Genomic DNA, 19812 nt, shown 5'->3' with positions numbered 1-19812 from the left:
TTTAATTGAGTATGAACATTCATTCGGTAAAACGTTGGTTCAGTCGTGCAGGCGAGTTGGTAAACGAGTTTTATAATGCGCCCTACCGCTCTGCCATTGCTCGCGCTAAACGCGACGAAGATGACTTGTTCATGCTCTTGGTTTACTCCGAGATAATGGGCGTGCCGAATCCGGCCGCCTATTACACATTAGAATTACAACCCTTAATGCTCGAACGCTTTCACGAATGGCACAAAAGAATAGGGATGGAGCACTCACCGCTTGATCACTTCCGTTGCTGCTAATCAATTTTTTCACTCTCCACTAAAGAGCCCGTTGTATGCAGTTATCCAGTAAAAAAATCTTACTTGTTGGCGGTAAAGGTGGTGTTGGCAAGACAACAGTCTCGTCCGCGCTTTCCATGTTAGCTGCCAAGAACGGCAAAAAGGTGCTACTGGTATCCACTGACCCGGCTCACAGCCTGTCCGATGTCTTCAATATGGATATTGGTGATCGTTTACACCACGTTTCTGACAACCTCACGGTTATGGAGATTGATCCCGACAAAGAAGTGAAAGAGCACGTTGCTCGTGTTAGCTCGCAAATGAAGCGTTTTACCAACCCCGACCTATTTCCTGAAATTGAACGGCAAATGCGACTGACACAGCAGTCACCAGGTGCGCAGGAAGCAGCTATGCTTGAACGCATTTGCAAAATTATCGACCAAGCCGAGAAAGACTACGATTTGCTCGTATTTGATACTGCACCGACCGGCCATACATTGCGTTTATTATCGCTCCCTGAAGCGATGGCAGCGTGGACACAAGGCATGCTGCGTTCGCAAAAGCGCTCCGATGAATTCGACAGTGTCCTGGAACATTTGTCACCGAAAGCCGGTAAGGACATTAATAACCCCATGGCGGATCCTTCTGACAACGCCAGTGACGGAATGTCGGATAAAACCAAAGCCATTACCGAACAGTTACTCAATCGGCAACGTCTGTTTCAACGTACTCGTAGACTGTTACAAGACCCGAACTACACCGGCATTTTGTTCGTGCTAACGCCTGAACGTTTGCCAATTAACGAAACTCAACGTGCATTACAGTCACTCACTGAAGAAAAACTACCGGTTTCAGGAGTGGTCGTGAATCGTATATTACCTGAGTCAGCAGATGGTGGCTTTCTGGCGAAGCGCAAAGAACAAGAGCGAGCCTATTTAGAGACTATTGAACAGACGTTTGCCCAGTGGCCTAATTTCAAACTTTATCTGCAAGAAGAAGATATTCAAGGGGTCGATGCCCTTTCAGCGTTTGCCAAGGAGCTGGAAAAAAGTGGCTTCTCAGCCTAATCCTTTCTAATTTCTTTCATCGCAAAGTCATCGTTTTGACCTAAACTGCGTATATATAAAACATTTAACGTCCGAAATAAGGAGTAGACGATGCGTGCTGTCGGATACCAACGTTCCCTTCCTATTGATGATCCTAAGTCTTTGGAAGATATCGAAATTGACAAACCCACTGCCGGTGACCATGACTTACTGGTTAAGGTTAAAGCTATTGCGGTTAATCCGGTGGATACCAAAATCAGAATGCGTGCCGAACCCGACTCAGGTTATAAAGTCATTGGTTGGGACGCCGTTGGCGAAGTGGTTGAAACAGGAAGCAAGGTGAAAGGCTTTAGCGCCGGTGACCGTGTCTGGTATGCCGGTGATTTAACACGCCCCGGCTGTAACGCAGAGTATCAAGCCGTTGATTACCGCATTGCCTCACACGCGCCCAGTACTTTAGATGATACTCAAGCGGCAGCTATGCCACTGACGACTATCACTGCCTGGGAACTGCTCTTTGATCGTTTACAGATTGATGCGCCGTCACCCCACAAAAAGCGGAATTTGCTCATTATAGGTGGTGCCGGCGGTGTTGGTTCAATACTCACGCAACTTGCGGTACAACTAACAAACGCTACTGTTATCGCAACCGCTTCACGCCCTGAGTCTCAGCAATGGGTAAAGGCCTTAGGGGCACACCATGTTATCGATCACAGCAAACCATTGGGTGAGCAAATTGAAAGCCTTGGTATTGGCCAGGTAACTGATGTCGCCTGCCTCACTCACAGCGAGCAGTACTTCGAACAAAGTATGGCATTTATGGCACCGCAAGGCCGGTTTAGCTTAATTGACGACCCGGCCGAACCTCTCGATATTCGACTGATGAAACAAAAAAGCATTAGCCTGCATTGGGAGTTCATGTACACCCGCTCGATGTTTACTACCGACGATATGATTAAGCAGCAAGAGCTACTGCAATCCGTTGCTAATTTAGTCGACAACCATCAGGTACGCTCGACATTGGGTCAGAATTTCGGCCCTATGAATGCCGAGAACCTGAGAAAGGCGCACTCGGCGTTAGAAACACATAAAACGATTGGCAAAATCGTCTTAACTGTCGAGGAATAATTTTACAAACATACATGAATGTATGTATAATTCTGCGGTATTCAAAAATGGACAAGCTAGAGGTATTTTGATGAAAAAGCGCTTTCAAATTGCGCCGTTATTTGCAGCGGGCATTTTAGCAACCACAGTACTAAGCGGCTGTGGTGACCAGCCGCAGCAAGGTCAACAACAGCGAGCTCCTCAGGTTGACGTCATTACCGTGCAGCCAGAGTCTCTTGAGTTAAGTACTGAACTGCCCGGTCGTACGGCAGCTTTTCGAGTGGCCGAAGTACGCCCTCAAGTGAGTGGCGTACTGTTAGAAAGAACCTTCGAAGAAGGTACCTACGTTGAGAAAGGCCAACAGCTCTACCAGATCGATCCAGCTATTTATCAAGCTGAATTAGCCAGCGCCGAAGCGGAAGTGCAGCGTGCCAGAGCAGTACTGCGCAGTTCAGAACTGCGTTACAACCGCTTTAAAGAGCTTCTTCAGGAAAATGCAGTAAGCCAAGACGAGTTCGATAGTGCAGAGGCGACTTATTTTCAAAATAAAGCAGCGGTTGCACTGGCGGAAGCTCAACTTAAAAACGCACGAATCAACCTTGAGTACACGAAAGTTAATGCGCCTATCAATGGTATTATTGGTCGCTCCAACTTTACCGAGGGCGCCTTGGTTACGGCTTCTCAGCAGGAACCTTTAGTGACTATCAACCAGCTTGATCCTATTTATGTTGATATCAGCCAATCCAGCAAACAATTTATGCAGCTGCAGGCCGATATTCAGTCAGGTCGTATCGAAGCGAATGAGTCAGGCAATGCGCCGGTTCGTTTAAAACTGAACGGTTTAGACTTTGACCAGCAAGGCGAATTGCTGTTTTCAGAGGTAAGCGTTGAAGAAGATACCGGCGCTATTTTGTTAAGAGCCGTTTTCCCTAATCCGAATAAAACTCTTTATCCGGGCATGTTCGTTAGAGCCGCTGTCAGTGAAGGTACTATCAACACTGCCCTGTTGCTGCCACAAAAAGCAGTGACTCGTGACCCGCGAGGTCGCCCTTATGTCATGGTCGTCAACGACGACAACAAGGTTGAGCAGCGCATGATAACTACTGAGCGAGCCATTGGCAGTGACTGGTTAGTCAGTGACGGTGTAAAAGAAGGTGACACAGTTATCATCTCAGGCCTTCAGAAAGTTCGTCCGGGCGCAACGGTCCAAATTTCGAACTCTGCCTCTAATGAACAGCAGTAAAGGATTCATCAATGGCTAAGTTTTTTATTAATCGACCCATATTTGCCTGGGTTATCGCGCTGTTGGTCATGATGGCAGGTGCCATTGCGACTATTCAGCTACCGGTAGCCCAGTACCCGACCATTGCGCCACCGGCAGTTGAGATACAAGTCAACTACCCTGGCGCAAACGCGGAAACAGTGTCTGATACTGTAACCAAAGTCATTGAGCAGAATATGACAGGTATCGACAACCTGCTCTACTTCTCATCACAAAGTAACTTTGGTAACGCGACTATCAGCCTGACCTTTGCGTCCGGTACCGATCCGGACATTGCGCAAGTACAGGTGCAGAATAAGCTTTCCCAGGCAACGCCACAGCTGCCCCAGGAAGTACAGGCACAGGGAATTACCGTCAGTAAGTCCAGTAGCTCTTTCTTAATGGTTTTGGCGCTGGTCGCAAAAGATGATCGCTATACCCAAACCGATTTAAGTGACTACATTGCCTCCAATATTCAGGACCCTATTGCGCGGACAACCGGTGTTGGTAACGTCCAGTTGTTTGGTGCGCCTTACGCCATGCGTATTTGGGTTGACCCTTCAGCGCTGGTTAACTACGGCATGACCATGGACGACCTTAAGTCGTCAATACGTGCACAGAACGCTCAGGTTGCTGCCGGTGAACTCGGCGGAACGCCAGCTGTTGAAGGCCAGCAACTGAATGCGACGATTATTGCGCAAACACGCTTATCCGAGGTGTCTGAGTTTGAAAACATTACTCTGAAAGTTATGCCTGACGGTTCTCAGGTACGCTTAAAAGACGTAGCTCGTGTTGAAAAAGGTGCTGAAAACTACTCAATTGAAGCCAATTACAATGGTAAACCAGCAACTGGTCTTGCTATTAACCTGCAAACGGGAGCTAATGCGCTTGAGACAGCTGAAGCCGTTAATGCGCGCATAGAGGAATTGCAAGAGTTTTTCCCTGACGGCATGGAAATGGTGACCGCTTATGACACCACGCCGTTTATCAAAATTTCGATTTCAGAGGTTGCGCAGGTACTAATAGAAGCCATTATTCTGGTGTTCCTGCTCATGTTTATCTTCTTGCAGAACCTGCGGGCGACACTCATTCCTACCCTGGCAATACCTGTTGTTATTCTCGGTACCATGGGTGTTATGGCGCTAGCCGGCTTCTCGATAAACACGCTAACTATGTTCGGCATGGTGCTATCGATAGGCCTCCTGGTGGATGACGCCATCGTTGTTGTCGAGAACGTTGAACGGCTTATGTCTGAGGAGGGCTTGTCACCAAAACAAGCCACCATTAAGTCTATGGGGCAAATTACCGGCGCATTAATAGCCATTGGTGTCGTCATGGCTGCAGTATTTGCGCCTATGGCCTTTTTCCCCGGCTCAACCGGTGCAGTTTACCGACAGTTCTCATTGACCATAATTACGTCTATGGGTCTGTCTGTGCTTGTCGCAATCATTTTCTCGCCGGCTCTTTGTGCAACATTGTTGAAGCCAGTAAAACATGACAAAAACGAAGGTTGGGGACCATTAGGCTGGTTTAACCGCACTTTGGAAAAATGGACGGTTAAATATACCAACTCAATCAGTTATATCTTGCGTCGTACCATGCGTTTCGGGCTTATCTATTTAGGTATTATTGGCGTACTGGTTTTCTTATTTACTCGTCTGCCCGCTGCATTCCTGCCCGATGAAGACCGTGGTGTTTTCTTAACGCAGATGCAACTTCCGGTTGGCTCAACGCTTGAGCAATCGGTCGAGACTATGGATAAGATAGAAGACTACTACCTCAACCAGGAAGACGCGGTACAATCTGTATTCTCCGTAGTTGGCTTTAGCTTCTCAGGGCGCAGTCAGGCAAATGGTATCGCTTTCGTTCGCCTGAAAGACTGGGACGAGCGTAATGAGAGCCAAAGCGTCGATGCAGTTATTGGTCGTGCTTTTGGATTCTTTGCTGGTATTAAAGAAGCCATGGTTTTTGCCTTTAACCTGCCACCTATTCCCGAGCTAGGTGTTTCCAGTGGTTTCAACCTGTTCCTGCAGGATCGTGGCAACATTGGTCACGCAGGCCTTACTGAAGCCCGTAACCAATTGCTGGGAATGGCATCACAGAACGAGAAACTAGTGCAGGTTCGCCCTAATGGCTTACCCGATGCGCCGCAGCTGCGTATTGATATCGACTTTGAAAAAGCACAAGCCTTAGGTCTGACCATAGCTAGTATTAACGACACCCTGAGTACCGCCTGGGGCTCTGCCTACGTTAATGACTTCATTGACCGCGGCCGAGTCAAAAAAGTGTATCTGCAAGGTGAAGCTGACGACCGTATGCTGCCTGAGGATATTAACGAATGGTACGTACGTAATAACCAAGGCGATATGGTGCCCTTTAGCTCCTTCTCAAGCTGGGAATGGACCTATGGTCCGCAGCGGGTGGAGAGTTATAACGGCGTTGCCGCACTGGAAATTCAAGGTCAGGCGGCTCCAGGTATCAGTACCGGTGAAGCCATGACGGAAATTGAGAACTTAATTGCTCAGTTACCGCCAGGTATTGGTTTTGAGTGGACAGGTATTTCGTTACAGGAGCGCCAGTCCGGCAACTTTGCACCGATACTGTATACCGTTTCTATTGTAGTTGTATTCCTGTTCCTGGCCGCATTATACGAGAGTTGGTCTATTCCATTCTCAGTTATGCTGGTTGTACCCTTAGGTATTTTAGGTGCTGTAGTTGCGGTAATGCTGCGCGGTATTTCCAACGACGTATACTTCCAGGTCGGCCTATTAACGACTGTGGGGGTCTCAGCAAGGAACGCTATACTCATAGTTGAGTTTGCCAAAGACTTGCAAGCACAAGGTAAAGAGTTGCTTGAGGCCACCATGGAAGCGGTTAGACTACGTCTGCGCCCTATTCTGATGACGTCACTTGCCTTTATCTTTGGTGTTATGCCATTGGCCTTAAGTGACGGTGCGGGTGCCGCAAGTCGTAACGCTATTGGTACCGGGGTTATCGGCGGTATGATTGGTGGTACGGTATTGGCAATATTCTTTGTGCCCCTATTCTTCTATGTGGTGAGAAAGATATTCCCACCCAAACAGGCTGAAGAATAAATTGGCGCAATAGTAAATAGCCATAAAAAAACCGGAGCTTCAGGGCTCCGGTTTTCTTTTAAGTGAAACAAAAAAATTAATTAACGCTTTGTTTCGTCTTTATCTTTTACTTCGTATTCACCGTCAATGACTGAGCCATTGGAACTGTTCTCTTTGTGGTTCGATTGCTGACGGTAACTTTCCTGCTGTTCATATTGACGTTGTTGATTCTGGTAATGTTGTTTCGCTTGTTTGCGCATACGCCATACTTGTTTAATGGTATGACGTTGGCGCCAAAGCACCGGTATCATCAGTAATAGCAAAATACCGGCAATAACCAAGCCAAAAGCCAGCCCCAAACCAACAATGACCAACAGCAATAATAAGCCAAGAATGCGGGTAAACCAGTTCCCGGAAGCGGATGAACGCCCCCGGGCACTTTGCCCGCCCTGGCTGAAACGTATATAAAGCTTATCTCGTTTATCTGTCATAACGACTCCTACAACTCTCTATCAGTTAAGACAACAAGACAGAATATCTGTTCCAGCCAAGTTATCTAAGGTTTTACTTGCGCATATCTTGTGTCGCTTTACGGGCAGCTTCAAACTCATTACCTGGTGCCCATTTAGGCCACTCGCGAGAGTTCGCTAACTCTTCACCTACCGCATAAAATAGCGACATGTCTTGCTGTACGCCTCGTAAATCCCAGTTTTCATCAAACTCGTCAGCAGGCTTATGGTAAGCATCGCGGTTGAAAATAGCTCGTTGCTCTTCGCCCCACTCACGACCCTTCGTAAAGTGATCATTACCGCCTTTTGCATACAGCATTGGTACACCTTTCTTCGCCAGATTGAAGTGATCTGAACGGTAGAAAAAGCCTTTTTCTGGTGTTGGCTCAGGTGCTATATATCTATCTTGGGCCTCAACGTAAAGTTTCAAGTAGTCATCCATATTTGAATTACCATAACCGACAACCACCATGTCTTTCATAGGGCCATAGACATTCATTACGTCCATATTAATTCCGCCAACAGCTTTACCCAGAGGTAACAGCGGATTATTTGCATACCAGGCCGAGCCCAGCAGGCCGCTTTCTTCTGCGCCTACCGCAGCAAAGACAATAGAACGCTCAGGACGCGGTTGTTTTGAGAACTCTTCAGCCATGGCCATCAAGGCTGCAGTACCCGAGGCATTATCTTGAGCCCCATTGTAGATAGGGTCGTCTTCGCGTACCGGATCCATACCTAAATGGTCATGGTGAGCCATATAAATAACGTGCTCTTCCGGATACTTAGTGCCTTCGATATAGCCAATAACGTTATTGGTATCTAAGTATTCGTACTTGTTATTGATGGTCATTGCGGCCTGAATATCAAGCGACTGAGGCTTGAACTCACCACTTACTGCCTGCTCTTTCATCTCCTCCAGACTTTTACCCACAGAGGCAAATAGTGCGTTGGCACTTTTCTCAGTAATCCAGCCTTCAACAGCAGCGCGATCCATGTTTTTGTTGTCACGCTTCAAGTCGAATTTCACTGGTGAGCCTCCAGCAACGACACCCCAGCCATAGCCGGCAGGGCCTGTTTCGTGAATAACAAAGGCTGCTTTTGCGCCTTGGCGAGCCGCTTCTTCATATTTGTACGTCCAGCGACCGTAGTACGTCATTGCATTACCGTTGAAAAGCTCCGGATCGCCCGTTGCGTAACCCGGATCATTGACGAACATAACAACCGTCTTTCCTTCGACGTCCAGACCTTCGTAGTCATTCCAGTCATACTCTGGCGCCACAATACCGTAACCCACAAAGACTACATCGCTGTCGTTTAGATTAACTTCTTCAACAACTCGTGGTGTCCACGCCATCATCTCAGTACGATACTCCATCGACTCCGGCGCTGACTCACCCGAAAAGCTCAACGAACTGACTTTGTAAGGCATTAACTTCACCAAAGGCAACGGTTGACGGTATGAGTTATTTTCTTCGTCATACGGCTTTAAGCCCCACTCACGGAAATGGTTTTCAATAAAGCTAACCGCTTTCTCTCCACCTTCTGACGCGGGCGCACGTCCCTCAAATTCGTCCGACGCCAACGTTTTTAAGTAGTTTTTATAATTTGGGTTAAACGCGGAATCTTTAATATCGGCGGCAGCCTTCTCAGTCGGCTTCGCTTCTTCGCTTGCCGGACCGCAGCCGGTTAATACGGTAAGCCCAATTAGGCCTGCTAGTGCGTATTTCATTTCATCTCCTTTTTGTTATATCGTTATTTTTGTTCGTTTTTATTGTTCGTTATGCACGAACCATTCTCGCTCGCTAAAGACACTTTATCGCCCAGTCGAACATCATGCTCTGAAAAGAACCCCGCGTTCACTTCCAAAACGCTCCAGTAAGGTTTACCCGGTGAGTAGCTTTTACACTGGCTCGGATCGGTACTCCGGCAAGGGCGCATCGTGAATGTCTTAACAATTTCCCCGTGTTTATTGAGGTAAGCGATATCCAGCGGAATTAAGGTCTGATACATCCAAAAACCACTGTACCCAGGGCGCTCATGATTATAGCGAAACCACATGCCTTCGTACTCACCCAGTGACTCTCGCTGCATAAGGCCCCGGGCTTGTTGAGGCTGAGTATCAGCCAGTTCAACCGACAGAGGTGAATCAACGCCTTCCATACATATCGTTGTTTTTTCGAACTCTTGCGGTGCCGGTACAGACCATTGCTGGGCTGCTGCACTCATTGAAAGCATAGCGGCAGATACCAGCAAACACCCCTTTATTAGTCCCATTATCGGCTTCCTTTCTTATAGTAAGTCTTAGTTATGACTGATTTTGTCCTATCCCGGCACTAACCGCAATGCTCATTAACTGGAGCATGACAGCTCAGCCGGCGCTTGGCCCGGCTCTGGTGGTAATACCCAGCGAGTATTATTATGGGTTTCATCAAAGGGTGTCATCAGTGCGCTGACATAATCAGTCAGCGGTTTATCGTCGCCCTGTTCAGCCTGCTCAATAACATATTGCGCATGATGAGTGCGTAAAATCACCAGCGGATTCACTTGCTTCATTGTTGCCGTGTCAGGCTTATTGGCAACTGCCTTGCTGTAATCACTCAACCAGCTCTGTCCCTTACTTTTTATTTCTGTCGCTGTTTTTTCTAACGGGCCATTCAGCGCTTGCGAATTTTTATTGAACAGCGCGCCCAACGCCCTGTAACTTAGGTTGTAATCGAGCTGATAAGTTTCCAGAAGCATCAGCCAGCCACTAATTAGCGACCAACAAGTTTCATCATCATCGACATGAGTTAACCCAAGCCGTTGCTTCATAACCTTTAGGAATTCTTGCCTTAACACCGGTTCATAGTCGTCCAATACGTCATCAACAGGCGCGTCACCGGCAAATAAACCCAACGCATGAGCAAGTCTTTTTAAGTTCCATAAACCCACACCGGGCTGTTGCATAAAGCCGTACCGACCGGCGTGATCAGTATGATTAAAAATATGGTTAGGCTTATAGGCGTCGAAAAAGGCATAGGGACCATAGTCGAAGGTTTCTCCGGCCAGGCTCATATTGTCTGTATTCATAACTCCATGCACAAAACCGTACGCCTGCCATTTTGCTATCATCTCAGCCGTCGCGTTAACGACATAGCGGAATTGTTCAGATACAGTTTTGTCCGCCGTACTAGGCCAGAGTTCTTCAATGCTGTGCTGCCAGAGTCGCTTAGCACTGTCTTCTAAGTTTCGGTACAAACAGTGTTCAAAATGACCAAAGCGAATGTGTGTGCGGGCCACTCGAACCAGCATTGCTCCTGGCTCTATCGTTTCCCGTTGAATTCGCCCTTCTGTCGATACCAAGGCCAACGCACGTGTCGTTGGAATACCCAGTGCTTGAAACGCCTCACTGGCTAACAGCTCACGAATAGATGAGCGCAGCACCGCACGGCCATCACCACCTCGACTGTAAGGTGTTGGCCCCGCACCTTTTACGTGCAGATCATAACGCTCGTTAGCCGTTTTTACCTGACCCACCAACAAACCGCGACCATCACCTAAGTATGGATTAAAATGCCCGAACTGATGCCCTGCGTATTTCTGTGCTACCGGCTCAGTACCCAGCCAGTCGCGGTTGCCGGCAATCCAGTCCGCCAGTTCTTTCGGAGGAGAGTCATGACTGAGTGACTTCCACAAAGTGTCATTGACCCATCGCAATTTTGCCTGACCATCAGGTTGTATTTTTTGTGCGTGACAAAGTTCCGGGAACTTATTAGCAAACTGATTATCGAAAATTAGTGGCATACGTCCTCCTGCGACATCTATTGTTACACAGTCGACGAGGCTTGCATAACTAACAAAAAATCGGCTAAGGTGCGCTAAAAGACACAAACAGCACGGCCTTGGCAGATAAAGGAGCCACATGCAACTGCAATCACTAAGATGTATCACCGCGATTGGTGGCGGACACGGTCTGGGTCGTGTACTTTCGACGTTGTCGTTCATGAAGCATAAGCTGGTTGGTGTTGTGGCTACAACCGATAACGGCGGTGCAACTGGTCTTTTAAGAGCTTCCCAGCACTGCATCGCCTGGGGCGATATTCGTAACTGTCTGTCGCAACTGGTTGAGCAGCCGTTGGCTGCCGAAGTTCTTAACTATCGTTTTGACTCGGATTCGGCGCTAAAAGGCCATAATTTAGGTAACTTACTGCTCTATACACTGGATCAGTTAAGCGCGCGCCCGCTCGATGGCATTCAGCTTTTAAGCCGACTGCTTAATGTCGACAACCGCATTCTTCCTATGTCGGAATGCCCCACGGATCTTATCGCAACCACCAGTGACGGCATTCAATGTCACGGTGAAATTCATATCGACAAACTGCCCAGCATGCCTCACAAGCTGGAGCTTTCTGGTCAGGTCGAAGCAACTCCTGAGGCCGTTCGCCATATTAAGAACAGTCAACTTATTCTTATAGGTCCGGGCAGCTTTATGACGTCTGTCATGCCGCCCTTATTAGTTCCGGGTATTTGTGATGCGCTGAAAAGCACCCGAGCCAAGGTCGTATTTATTGATAACCTGGTCGACGAGCATGGACCTGCTGGTGAGTTGTCACTGGCAGAAAAGCTGGAGTTTATGAAGTACGAACTGGGCCAACAAGTTGTCGACCTTATTTTGAGTAACAAGAAAGAGAAAGGGCTGCCAGTGCCTGTTATTGGTGGGCTTACCAGCGACACTGACGTTCATTATCGTCATAATACCAACAGCCTGCTGAATACCTTAGAGCAGGCGACACACCAGCTTCTGGTGGAAAGCGCTTAACCGCCGTCGGCAGAAATGCGTGACGCAACCGCGCCGTGCTGATCTTTGTATTTAGCGTCGTCCCTTTTATTATATGGGCGCGCACATTCCTGCCCTAACGGCTCGAAGCTGATGGCGCCAATTTTCATTCCAGGACGCAACGCCAACGGCAGTTTCCCGCTGTTGTAAAATTCAAGAACAATCTGCCCTGACCAACCCGGATCAATGCGGTGAGCCGTAACGTGCACCATTAATCCTAAGCGCGCCAATGAGGAACGACCATCAAGCCAACCGACCATGTCCGCAGGCAGCTGAATAGACTCATGAGTTACCGCTAACGCAAATTCCCCCGGATGAATGAAAAACGCCTGACCATCTTTGAGTTTGATTTCATCACTCATCACTTCATGAATAGCCGCTTCTATCGCCTCGCGCGAACCGCTTATGTCGATAAACGGCGCTGCGTGGTCTTGCAAAACCCGAAACTCATTACCGAGGTGAATATCCAGAGTAACACCTGAAATATCCGTCGCCTTAGGCGCCGGTGTTACCCCTATTTTTCCTTCCGCTAAATGTTGTTCTATTTCGGTATCGGTTAAGCGCATTCTTATTCACCTGTGACTGTTGTCATTATCCTTTCTATAGCGCGTACTATAGCGAATTTTTCTGCTGATAATAGAGGTTGGCAGCAACATATTGTGCTGACTCCAGAATTAATTGACTCAACTTGTGCTCTGGCTGTTTTAACAGCAATGGTTCGTTACCATCAAGACTGTCGCGTAGCTCTGTCGACAGCGGCCACTGTCCCAGCACCGGCAGCTTATTTTCCTTGGCGATAGCGAGTCCGCCGCCCTGCCCGAATACAGGATCCTCATGCCCACAGCTCGGACACTGATAATAACTCATGTTTTCCAGCACGCCTATCATCGGAATGTTCAGTTTATTAAACATAGCAATGCCTTTTTCGGCGTCTCGCAATGCCACCGACTGAGGCGTTGTTACCACAATAGCGCCTGTTACCGGCAGTTTCTGCGCCATGGTTAATTGAATATCGCCGGTACCCGGAGGCATATCAACAATTAGATAATCTAAGTTAGGCCATGCGGTGTCTTTGTATAGCTGCTGCAAGGCGCCACTGGCCATTGGTCCGCGCCAAATTGTGGCGTCTTTTTCATCCACCAAATAACCCAGTGAATGCACGTAAATACCATGGCGCTCCATGGGAACCATCTTGTTATTTGCGGTTAGCTCCGGCTCTTTATCGCCCTTACCCAACATTGTCGGAATTGAAGGTCCGTAAATGTCCGCATCCAACAAACCCACTTTGGCACCGAGTTGACTGAGTGCTAACGCCAAATTCACGCTAACAGACGACTTACCAACGCCGCCTTTGCCCGACGACACCACAATGACATTACCGGTCGTTAACGGAAAATCGGGCTGCGAGTTTTTAAGCTTTTCAACTTGGCTGTTTATTTCCCAGTCAAACCCGGCCAGCGAGTCTTGCTCTTTTAACGACTTTAACAGCGGCTCACCAGCAGCAAAAGGCACATTCAGCACTCGCGTATTACCAGAGCCTGTTACCCACTCATTCGGTATGCCGTTCGGGAATATTTTGTCGAAAAAATTTGCCATTGGACGTCCTGTTGTAGCTGTGTATCGAGCATAGCCTATGGTAACATGAGTCACAGTAACTTTGGGTTTGACTTAAATTAATTAACGAATATGGAAGCATAATTTCGCATGAGCCAATCCGCACGAAAAATTCTAGTGACCAATGCATTACCATACGCTAACGGACCTATTCATATAGGCCACATGTTGGGCTACATTCAGGCCGATATCTGGGTACGTTTCCAGAAGCTAAGAGGCCATGAATGCCATTTCATGTGCGCCGATGACGCACACGGCACCCCCATTATGCTAAAAGCTCAGCAGCTGGGTATTACGCCGGAACAAATGATAGGCGATATGCAGCGCTCACACGAAGCGGACTTCAGCGACTTTTTGGTGGGCTTTGACCACTACTACAGCACCCACAGTGACGAAAACAAAGAGCTGGCCGAAACGATTTATAACCGTCTCGACAAAGCAGGACATATAAAAACCGAAGTTATCGAGCAGTTGTATGACCCGCAAAAAGAAATGTTTCTGCCCGACCGTTTTGTTAAAGGGGACTGCCCTGACTGTGGTGCGGAAGACCAATACGGCGATAACTGTGACGTTTGTGGCGCAACTTACGCCCCCACAGACTTAAAGAATCCGAAGTCTGTTGTCTCTGGCGCAGAACCCGAACTGCGTAAATCCGAACATTACTTCTTCGATTTACCCGCGTTTGGCGACATGCTAAAAAGCTGGACGCGCTCTGGTTCGTTGCAAAACGAAATGGCCAATAAGCTTAATGAATGGTTTGAGCAAGGCCTACAGCGTTGGGATATTTCCCGCGACGCACCCTATTTTGGCTTTAAAATTCCGGGTACCGAAAACAAGTATTTCTACGTTTGGCTGGATGCGCCAATTGGCTACATGAGCAGCTTTAAAAACTACTGCGATACTACCGGCAAGGCTGACTGGGACACTTACTGGCAAGCCAACAGCGAGGCAGAGCTGTATCACTTTATTGGCAAAGACATTATCTATTTCCATAGCTTATTCTGGCCAGCCATGCTCAAAGGCGCGGACTTCCGCCAACCGACTAATGTATGGGCGCACGGTTTTATTACCGTTAACGGCACCAAAATGTCGAAGTCTAAAGGTACCTTTATAAAAGCAAGAACCTACCTGGATCACTTAGATCCTGAGTATTTGCGCTATTATTTTGCTGCCAAACTCACGAGCCGTATCGATGATTTAGACCTGAATCTGACGGACTTCGCGCAACGCGTAAACTCTGACTTAGTGGGTAAAGTCATTAATATCGCCAGTCGTTGCGCCGGCTTTATTCAGAAAAAGTTTGACGGCAAATTGTCCTCAAATGTGGCTGACTCAGCATTATTGGAAGACTTCCAGTCAGCAGGAGCAGACATTGCTGAGCTGTACGAGAAGCGCGAATTTTCTCGAGCCATGCGTGACATAATGGCGCTGGCGGATCGCGCCAACCAATACATTGCGGACAAAGAACCCTGGCAGCTTATTAAAAAAGAAGGTGCCGAGCAGGAAGTTCACGAAATTTGCTCATTAGGGATTAACTTGTTCCGTGTACTTATGGTTTACCTGACCCCGGTGCTTCCGAAGCTGTCAGCAGACGTTCAGCACTTCCTGAACGACACTTTCACTTGGGAAAGTCACAAAACCGCATTGACTGACCACCCAATTAACAAGTTTAAAGCGCTAATGCAGCGCATTGACATGAAAGACATTGACGCCATGATTGAAGATTCTAAACAGCAGCAACCACAAACGGCAGAGCAGCCGGCAGTAGCAAACGATGAATTAAAAAAAGAGCCTATCGCCGATGAAATTTCGTTTGATGAGTTTGCCAAAGTTGACCTGCGTGTGGCACTCATTGCAAACGCTGAACATGTTGAAGGTGCAGACAAGCTACTTAAGTTAACGCTGGACCTGGGCGGCGAGCAGCGTCAGGTTTTTGCGGGCATTAAATCGGCTTATAAGCCTGAAGAGCTGATTGGTCAGCACACAGTGATGGTTGCCAACCTGGCACCACGGAAAATGCGCTTCGGCATGTCAGAAGGTATGGTGTTAGCCGCAGGCCCCGGGAAGGATGAAATCTATATCCTGAACCCTCACGATGGTGCAAAACCAGGCATGCGAGTCATGTAACTAAAGGTCGAAATTAGTCCATTGAGATAATTCGACAACCCAGTATGTAATCGCCGCTGTTGTCTTCCAGCCTTTGGCTGTGAACGACTTCAGCGGTTGCTTTTAACGATGGCACGCCACCCGCTGAAACAACTTCCGCTGTTAGCTGCTGCCCTTTCTCAAGTTCCACCGGTACTTTCAACGACAGCCCTTCTGCACTTAAATCCAGACAAACCGCATTAAAAGACTGTGTCTCACCAGATTTATGAAAAGTCACCTTGGCATCTGCGTTTATCGACATTCGCATAAAGTTTCGATTGTCATTCGACTCAAGCATGCGTTTTTCCAACTGTTATTAAAGTGTAAATGTCACTTCAGTTTTAGCACGCTTTGGCCGATAAAAAAACATTGTTAGATAACAAGGAACCGTCATCATGGTTGAAGCCAAATTTTCAATAGGACAACTTGTCACTCATTCAATATATGGATACCGCGGAGTGATTATTGATGCCGACCCGGAGTTTACCCTGTCCGACAGCTGGTATGACAAAATGGCGACGACGAAACCATCAAAAAATCAGCCCTGGTATCATATTCTGGTGAACAACTCGTCTATTCAAACATACGTTAGCGAAAGTAGCCTGGAAATGGACTTATCTGAGCAGGAAATTCAACACCCAATGGTTGATTTGGTTTTCTGTGGCAAGTCTCATGGTCAATATAAGCTTGCTGAAAACCTTAACTAAAGTTGCCCCGTAGAGCTGCTGTGGTTACCATTGAGTGACACTAAGATACAAGGAATTGGGCATGGCAGAAGAAACCATATTTTCTAAAATTATCAATCGTGAAATTCCGGCGGATATTGTTTACGAAGACGAAAAAGCACTCGCGTTTAAAGACATTAACCCGCAAGCGCCTGTGCATTTGCTGATTATTCCGAAAGAGCCCATAGCGACCGTTAATGACGTTGACGAAGAAAATGCCCATTTAGTGGGTCACTTATACGTCGTTGCTTCAAAGCTCGCCGTTCAGTATGGCTTTGCAAAAGACGGGTACCGCTTAGTCATGAACTGCAATGAGCACGGCGGCCAAACCGTTTATCATATTCACCTGCACTTGCTAGCAGGTAAGCCTCTTGGCTGGCCTCCGTACACAGACACCCTAAAGCAAGGATAACTTAAGGACGGTATCTGGGGTCGAGAATTCTGTCGACTAACCAACTGTCCCCATTTTGGATGAGTACAACATCGCGGCTGTCCTTGTTGTACTCGCCTTTATACTCTCCCTCAAACAAAACAGTTGCCCGGAGTTCATCCGAGTGATTTAAATAGTCACCCAGCGAATCACTAACCACTTCCAACTCTACTTTGTCGTAATAGCGGCCAAGCACATAGCGTTGAACTGAGCTTACCGCCGCATAATGGCTGATAAGGTCAACCATTCGCGGTGATGCAAAACGTTTGGCTTTTTCGAGATCTTTCTCTTCATAAACGGCCTGATAAAACCCCTGAATGACCTCCGTTGGCGTTGCTGTATTCAGATCAACGGCCTCGTCATCGCTACAGCCACTTAGCCCAATTAGAGCACCGACCATTAATAAACCACTTAACAGTTTTTTCATTTTATTCCCCTTTCGCGACACCTTCCCTGCGCGGGTCAGCTGCTCCAATTAATTTGCCACTGTCAGTTAGGGTTATACCATGTAAGCCACTATTTAAATCAAGCACTTTGACATTGTGACCGCGTTTTTCAAGAGCACTCTTTAATTGGCTGATATCCCGCCCTTTTTCAAGCGAGGTATAGTCATTCCGGTTAGTAACATGCCCCAGGTTTATAGCGTCCTGAATATCCATGTTCCAGTCCAGAAGTGCCACCAGGCTTTGAGTCACATAGTTAATAATGCGACTGCCGCCGGGAGAGCCAATAGCATGAAGAACCTGTTCTCCGCTCTCATTAAGCACAATAGCCGGTGCCATAGAGCTGCGCGGCCGTTTACCCGGTTCAACTCTATTGGCGTATTTGTGCTCTCCGTCATCTGGCGCTAATGAAAAGTCAGTTAACTGGTTATTCAGTAAAAAGCCTCTCGCCATAACGGTAGAACCGAAGCCCATTTCAATGCTGGTGGTCATTGACACCACATTGCCCTCGTCATCGACAATAGAAACATGACTCGTATTCGGCCGCTCATAAGCGATATCTTGCTGGTACTTCGGCAATAGCTCAGTACCGGGTTGCGCTTTACCTAAATCTTTATCGCTAATCAGCTCAGCTCGTTTGGCTAAGTAGTTCTTATTTAACATAGCCTCTACCGGCACATCGACAAAGTCGCTGTCGGCTATCCATTGGTTTCTGTCCGCAAAAGCTAACTTAGATGCCTGCGCAAACAGATGAACAAACTCTTCACTGTTAGGCTCTAAATTACCAATGTCAAAGCTCTCCAGAATGCCTAAGGTTTGCTGCGTAGTAATGCCACCGGAGCTCGGCGGCCCCATACCACATACCTGATACACCCGATATTCACTACATACGGGTTCACGCAGTTTCGCTTCGTAATTTGCCAGGTCTTCTAAGGCTAAAACGCCCGGCTCAATTGGGCTATTTTGTACGGCTTCGACAATGTCTTTCGCAATTTCGCCTTCGTAAAAGACATCAACGCCTTGCGAGGCTATCAAACTGAGGCTATTGGCGTATTCTTCATTTTTCAAAAGTTGGCCTGCTTTTAGCGGCTTGCCGTTTGGAAAAAAGTAATCACTGGCTGCCGGCATTTTCTTAACACCCGGGTTAATTTCAAGCTCGACCAGTTTGGCAAGTCGGGGAGATACCTCAAAGCCTTGTTCCGCCAGCTTAATAGTGTCGTCAAACAAACTGCCCCACTCTTTTTCGCCCCACTTAGAATGGGCCAACTCAAGCCCTCTCAAAATACCTGGGGTACCAACAGAGCGCCCACCAACGACTGCATCTATCCACTTCGGCGGATTACCGTTTTCATCTAAGAACAGCTCTTCTGTTGCAGCCATTGGTGCCGTTTCGCGAGCATCAATGGAGTACAGTTTTTTTGCTTCATTGTCCCAATATAAAATAAAGGCGCCGCCACCAATACCTGACGACTGCGGTTCAACCAGCCCCAGCATTGCCTGAACGGCTATGGCCGCATCTACTGCTGAGCCACCGGCTTTTAAGACGTTATAACCCGCATCAACCGCATGAGGGTTTGCCGCAGCCACCATAAATTCATCGGCTTTTACTGACTGTTTTTGTTGAAAACCGGTCGCCGCTTCAGGCTCTCGCACTTCTTGTTGCTGCGGCTGACAGGCGCTAACGGCAAGCATTGCCGCAACCAGTGTAGTAATGCGATATTTCATATAACCTCATTCATATTCATGTTTAATTCCCCTATCATACGAAGCTGAGTTTGCGCACGCAATGAAAAGGACGCTAGATGCACTATTTAAATCGGTACTGGGTTGGTCTTGTTCTTGTTTTAGGCATTTCCTGCGTTTTACAGCTGTTGCCACAGTGGCATCAGCAGCTAAGTTTTCACAGTGAAACTGTTATGTCACAAGGCTGGCCGCTAATTACCACCCACTTTATTCATTTAAACTGGACTCATGCATTGTTTAATCTTGCAGGCCTGACGCTCATTGTGGTTATTTGGCGGGAATACTGGAATACGCGCTGGCTCGTCAACGCATTACTATTAAGTTCAGCAGCGACGTCTCTTATTTTGTGGTTACTGCCTATTACCATTATTTTTGTCGGTTTGTCCGGCGTTCTGCACGGGCTCCTGGGCTATTGTTTAATAAAGGACATTAAAGCCGGTAAAAAGTGGATGTGGCTTATTCTTATTGCGCTTATTGGCAAGGTCGTGGTTGAACTGTTGGGGTGGCAACCAGATCATTTCGTGGGTCAGCACGTAAGCTACATACATGCAGCCGGATTATTAACCGCCTTATTACTTTACAAACTAGAACGGCGCCGTTTGAGCGACGCCGTTCCCCATAAAGACTAAGCCGAGT

Annotated in this window: 19 protein-coding genes; 10 read left to right on the top strand and 9 right to left on the bottom strand. The window is 47.6% G+C overall.

The window, feature by feature from the left end:
* Positions 1-11 precede the first annotated feature (11 nt).
* The 5 genes from BLT32_RS05700 (at position 12) to BLT32_RS05680 (ending at position 6772) form a co-directional block, all read left to right on the top strand.
* On the top strand, positions 12-284 hold the full coding sequence (locus tag BLT32_RS05700; RefSeq protein WP_053953566.1) for a cory-CC-star protein: 273 nt from the start codon (positions 12-14) through the stop codon (positions 282-284).
* 35 nt (positions 285-319) lie between these two features.
* A complete protein-coding gene (locus BLT32_RS05695) occupies positions 320-1330 on the top strand; it encodes an ArsA family ATPase (protein WP_053953565.1) in 1011 nt (336 codons plus the stop codon).
* Between the two features lie 90 nt (positions 1331-1420).
* Positions 1421-2437 carry a zinc-binding alcohol dehydrogenase family protein gene (locus BLT32_RS05690; protein ID WP_053953564.1) on the top strand — a complete coding sequence of 339 codons (1017 nt, stop codon included), beginning with the start codon at positions 1421-1423 and terminating at the stop codon, positions 2435-2437.
* 70 nt (positions 2438-2507) lie between these two features.
* Complete coding sequence (locus BLT32_RS05685) at positions 2508-3659, top strand: efflux RND transporter periplasmic adaptor subunit (RefSeq protein ID WP_053953660.1); 1152 nt, start codon at positions 2508-2510, stop codon at positions 3657-3659.
* A gap of 11 nt (positions 3660-3670) precedes the next feature.
* Positions 3671-6772, top strand: a complete 3102-nt coding sequence (locus BLT32_RS05680; RefSeq protein ID WP_053953563.1) for an efflux RND transporter permease subunit — start codon at positions 3671-3673, stop codon at positions 6770-6772.
* An 80-nt stretch (positions 6773-6852) separates the two neighbouring features.
* Here the strand turns inward: BLT32_RS05680 and BLT32_RS05675 are convergent, their stop codons facing one another.
* The 4 genes from BLT32_RS05675 to BLT32_RS05660 all read right to left on the bottom strand — a co-directional run bounded on the left by BLT32_RS05675 (position 6853) and on the right by BLT32_RS05660 (position 11043).
* The gene (locus BLT32_RS05675) at positions 6853-7242 is read right to left on the bottom strand and encodes an FxsA family protein (RefSeq protein WP_053953562.1); all 390 of its coding nucleotides are present in this window, start codon (positions 7240-7242) and stop codon (positions 6853-6855) included.
* Between the two features lie 73 nt (positions 7243-7315).
* Positions 7316-8989, bottom strand: a complete 1674-nt coding sequence (locus tag BLT32_RS05670; protein WP_053953561.1) for a M28 family metallopeptidase — start codon at positions 8987-8989, stop codon at positions 7316-7318.
* Positions 8990-9012: 23 nt separating this feature from the next.
* Positions 9013-9534 (bottom strand): DUF192 domain-containing protein, encoded by a 522-nt coding sequence (locus tag BLT32_RS05665; RefSeq protein WP_176764947.1) that lies wholly within the window; start codon positions 9532-9534, stop codon positions 9013-9015.
* A 75-nt stretch (positions 9535-9609) separates the two neighbouring features.
* Positions 9610-11043, bottom strand: a complete 1434-nt coding sequence (locus BLT32_RS05660) for a protein adenylyltransferase SelO (RefSeq protein WP_053953560.1) — start codon at positions 11041-11043, stop codon at positions 9610-9612.
* A 118-nt stretch (positions 11044-11161) separates the two neighbouring features.
* Here BLT32_RS05660 and BLT32_RS05655 point away from each other — a divergent pair, with 118 nt between their 5' ends.
* Complete coding sequence (locus tag BLT32_RS05655; RefSeq protein ID WP_053953559.1) at positions 11162-12058, top strand: gluconeogenesis factor YvcK family protein; 897 nt, start codon at positions 11162-11164, stop codon at positions 12056-12058.
* Here the strand turns inward: BLT32_RS05655 and dcd are convergent.
* A complete protein-coding gene (gene dcd, locus BLT32_RS05650) occupies positions 12055-12642 on the bottom strand; it encodes a dCTP deaminase (RefSeq protein WP_053953558.1) in 588 nt (195 codons plus the stop codon). The two genes, BLT32_RS05655 and dcd, sit on opposite strands and share 4 nt — an antisense overlap.
* Positions 12643-12688: 46 nt before the next feature.
* Positions 12689-13672: an iron-sulfur cluster carrier protein ApbC gene (apbC, locus tag BLT32_RS05645; RefSeq protein WP_053953557.1), complete on the bottom strand. Its 984-nt coding sequence runs from the start codon at positions 13670-13672 to the stop codon at positions 12689-12691.
* A 108-nt stretch (positions 13673-13780) separates the two neighbouring features.
* On the opposite strand from apbC, the gene metG reads away from it, so the two are divergent.
* Positions 13781-15817 carry a methionine--tRNA ligase gene (gene metG, locus BLT32_RS05640; protein WP_053953556.1) on the top strand — a complete coding sequence of 679 codons (2037 nt, stop codon included), beginning with the start codon at positions 13781-13783 and terminating at the stop codon, positions 15815-15817.
* A gap of 13 nt (positions 15818-15830) precedes the next feature.
* Here the strand turns inward: metG and BLT32_RS05635 are convergent, their stop codons facing one another.
* Positions 15831-16133 (bottom strand): PilZ domain-containing protein, encoded by a 303-nt coding sequence (locus BLT32_RS05635; RefSeq protein ID WP_053953555.1) that lies wholly within the window; start codon positions 16131-16133, stop codon positions 15831-15833.
* Positions 16134-16230: 97 nt separating this feature from the next.
* Between BLT32_RS05635 and hspQ the strand changes: the two genes are divergently transcribed.
* Together hspQ and BLT32_RS05625 are read left to right on the top strand one after the other, a co-directional pair.
* On the top strand, positions 16231-16542 hold the full coding sequence (gene hspQ / locus BLT32_RS05630) for a heat shock protein HspQ (RefSeq protein WP_053953554.1): 312 nt from the start codon (positions 16231-16233) through the stop codon (positions 16540-16542).
* A gap of 61 nt (positions 16543-16603) precedes the next feature.
* Entirely contained in the window at positions 16604-16972 is a 369-nt protein-coding gene (locus tag BLT32_RS05625) for a histidine triad nucleotide-binding protein (protein ID WP_053953553.1), read from the top strand.
* A 1-nt stretch (position 16973) separates the two neighbouring features.
* Here the strand turns inward: BLT32_RS05625 and BLT32_RS05620 are convergent, their stop codons facing one another.
* The gene (locus BLT32_RS05620; RefSeq protein WP_053953552.1) at positions 16974-17417 is read right to left on the bottom strand and encodes a hypothetical protein; all 444 of its coding nucleotides are present in this window, start codon (positions 17415-17417) and stop codon (positions 16974-16976) included.
* 1 nt (position 17418) lies between these two features.
* Positions 17419-19158: a gamma-glutamyltransferase gene (gene ggt, locus BLT32_RS05615; RefSeq protein ID WP_053953551.1), complete on the bottom strand. Its 1740-nt coding sequence runs from the start codon at positions 19156-19158 to the stop codon at positions 17419-17421.
* A gap of 77 nt (positions 19159-19235) precedes the next feature.
* Between ggt and rrtA the strand changes: the two genes are divergently transcribed.
* The gene (gene rrtA / locus BLT32_RS05610) at positions 19236-19805 is read left to right on the top strand and encodes a rhombosortase (protein WP_053953550.1); all 570 of its coding nucleotides are present in this window, start codon (positions 19236-19238) and stop codon (positions 19803-19805) included.
* The last annotated feature ends 7 nt before the right edge of the window (positions 19806-19812 follow it).

The organism is Idiomarina zobellii, assembly GCF_900100855.1.
GTDB lineage: Bacteria > Pseudomonadota > Gammaproteobacteria > Enterobacterales > Alteromonadaceae > Idiomarina > Idiomarina zobellii.
Note: the sequence above shows the minus strand (reverse complement) of the source record. Positions and strands in the feature narration are given on the sequence as shown.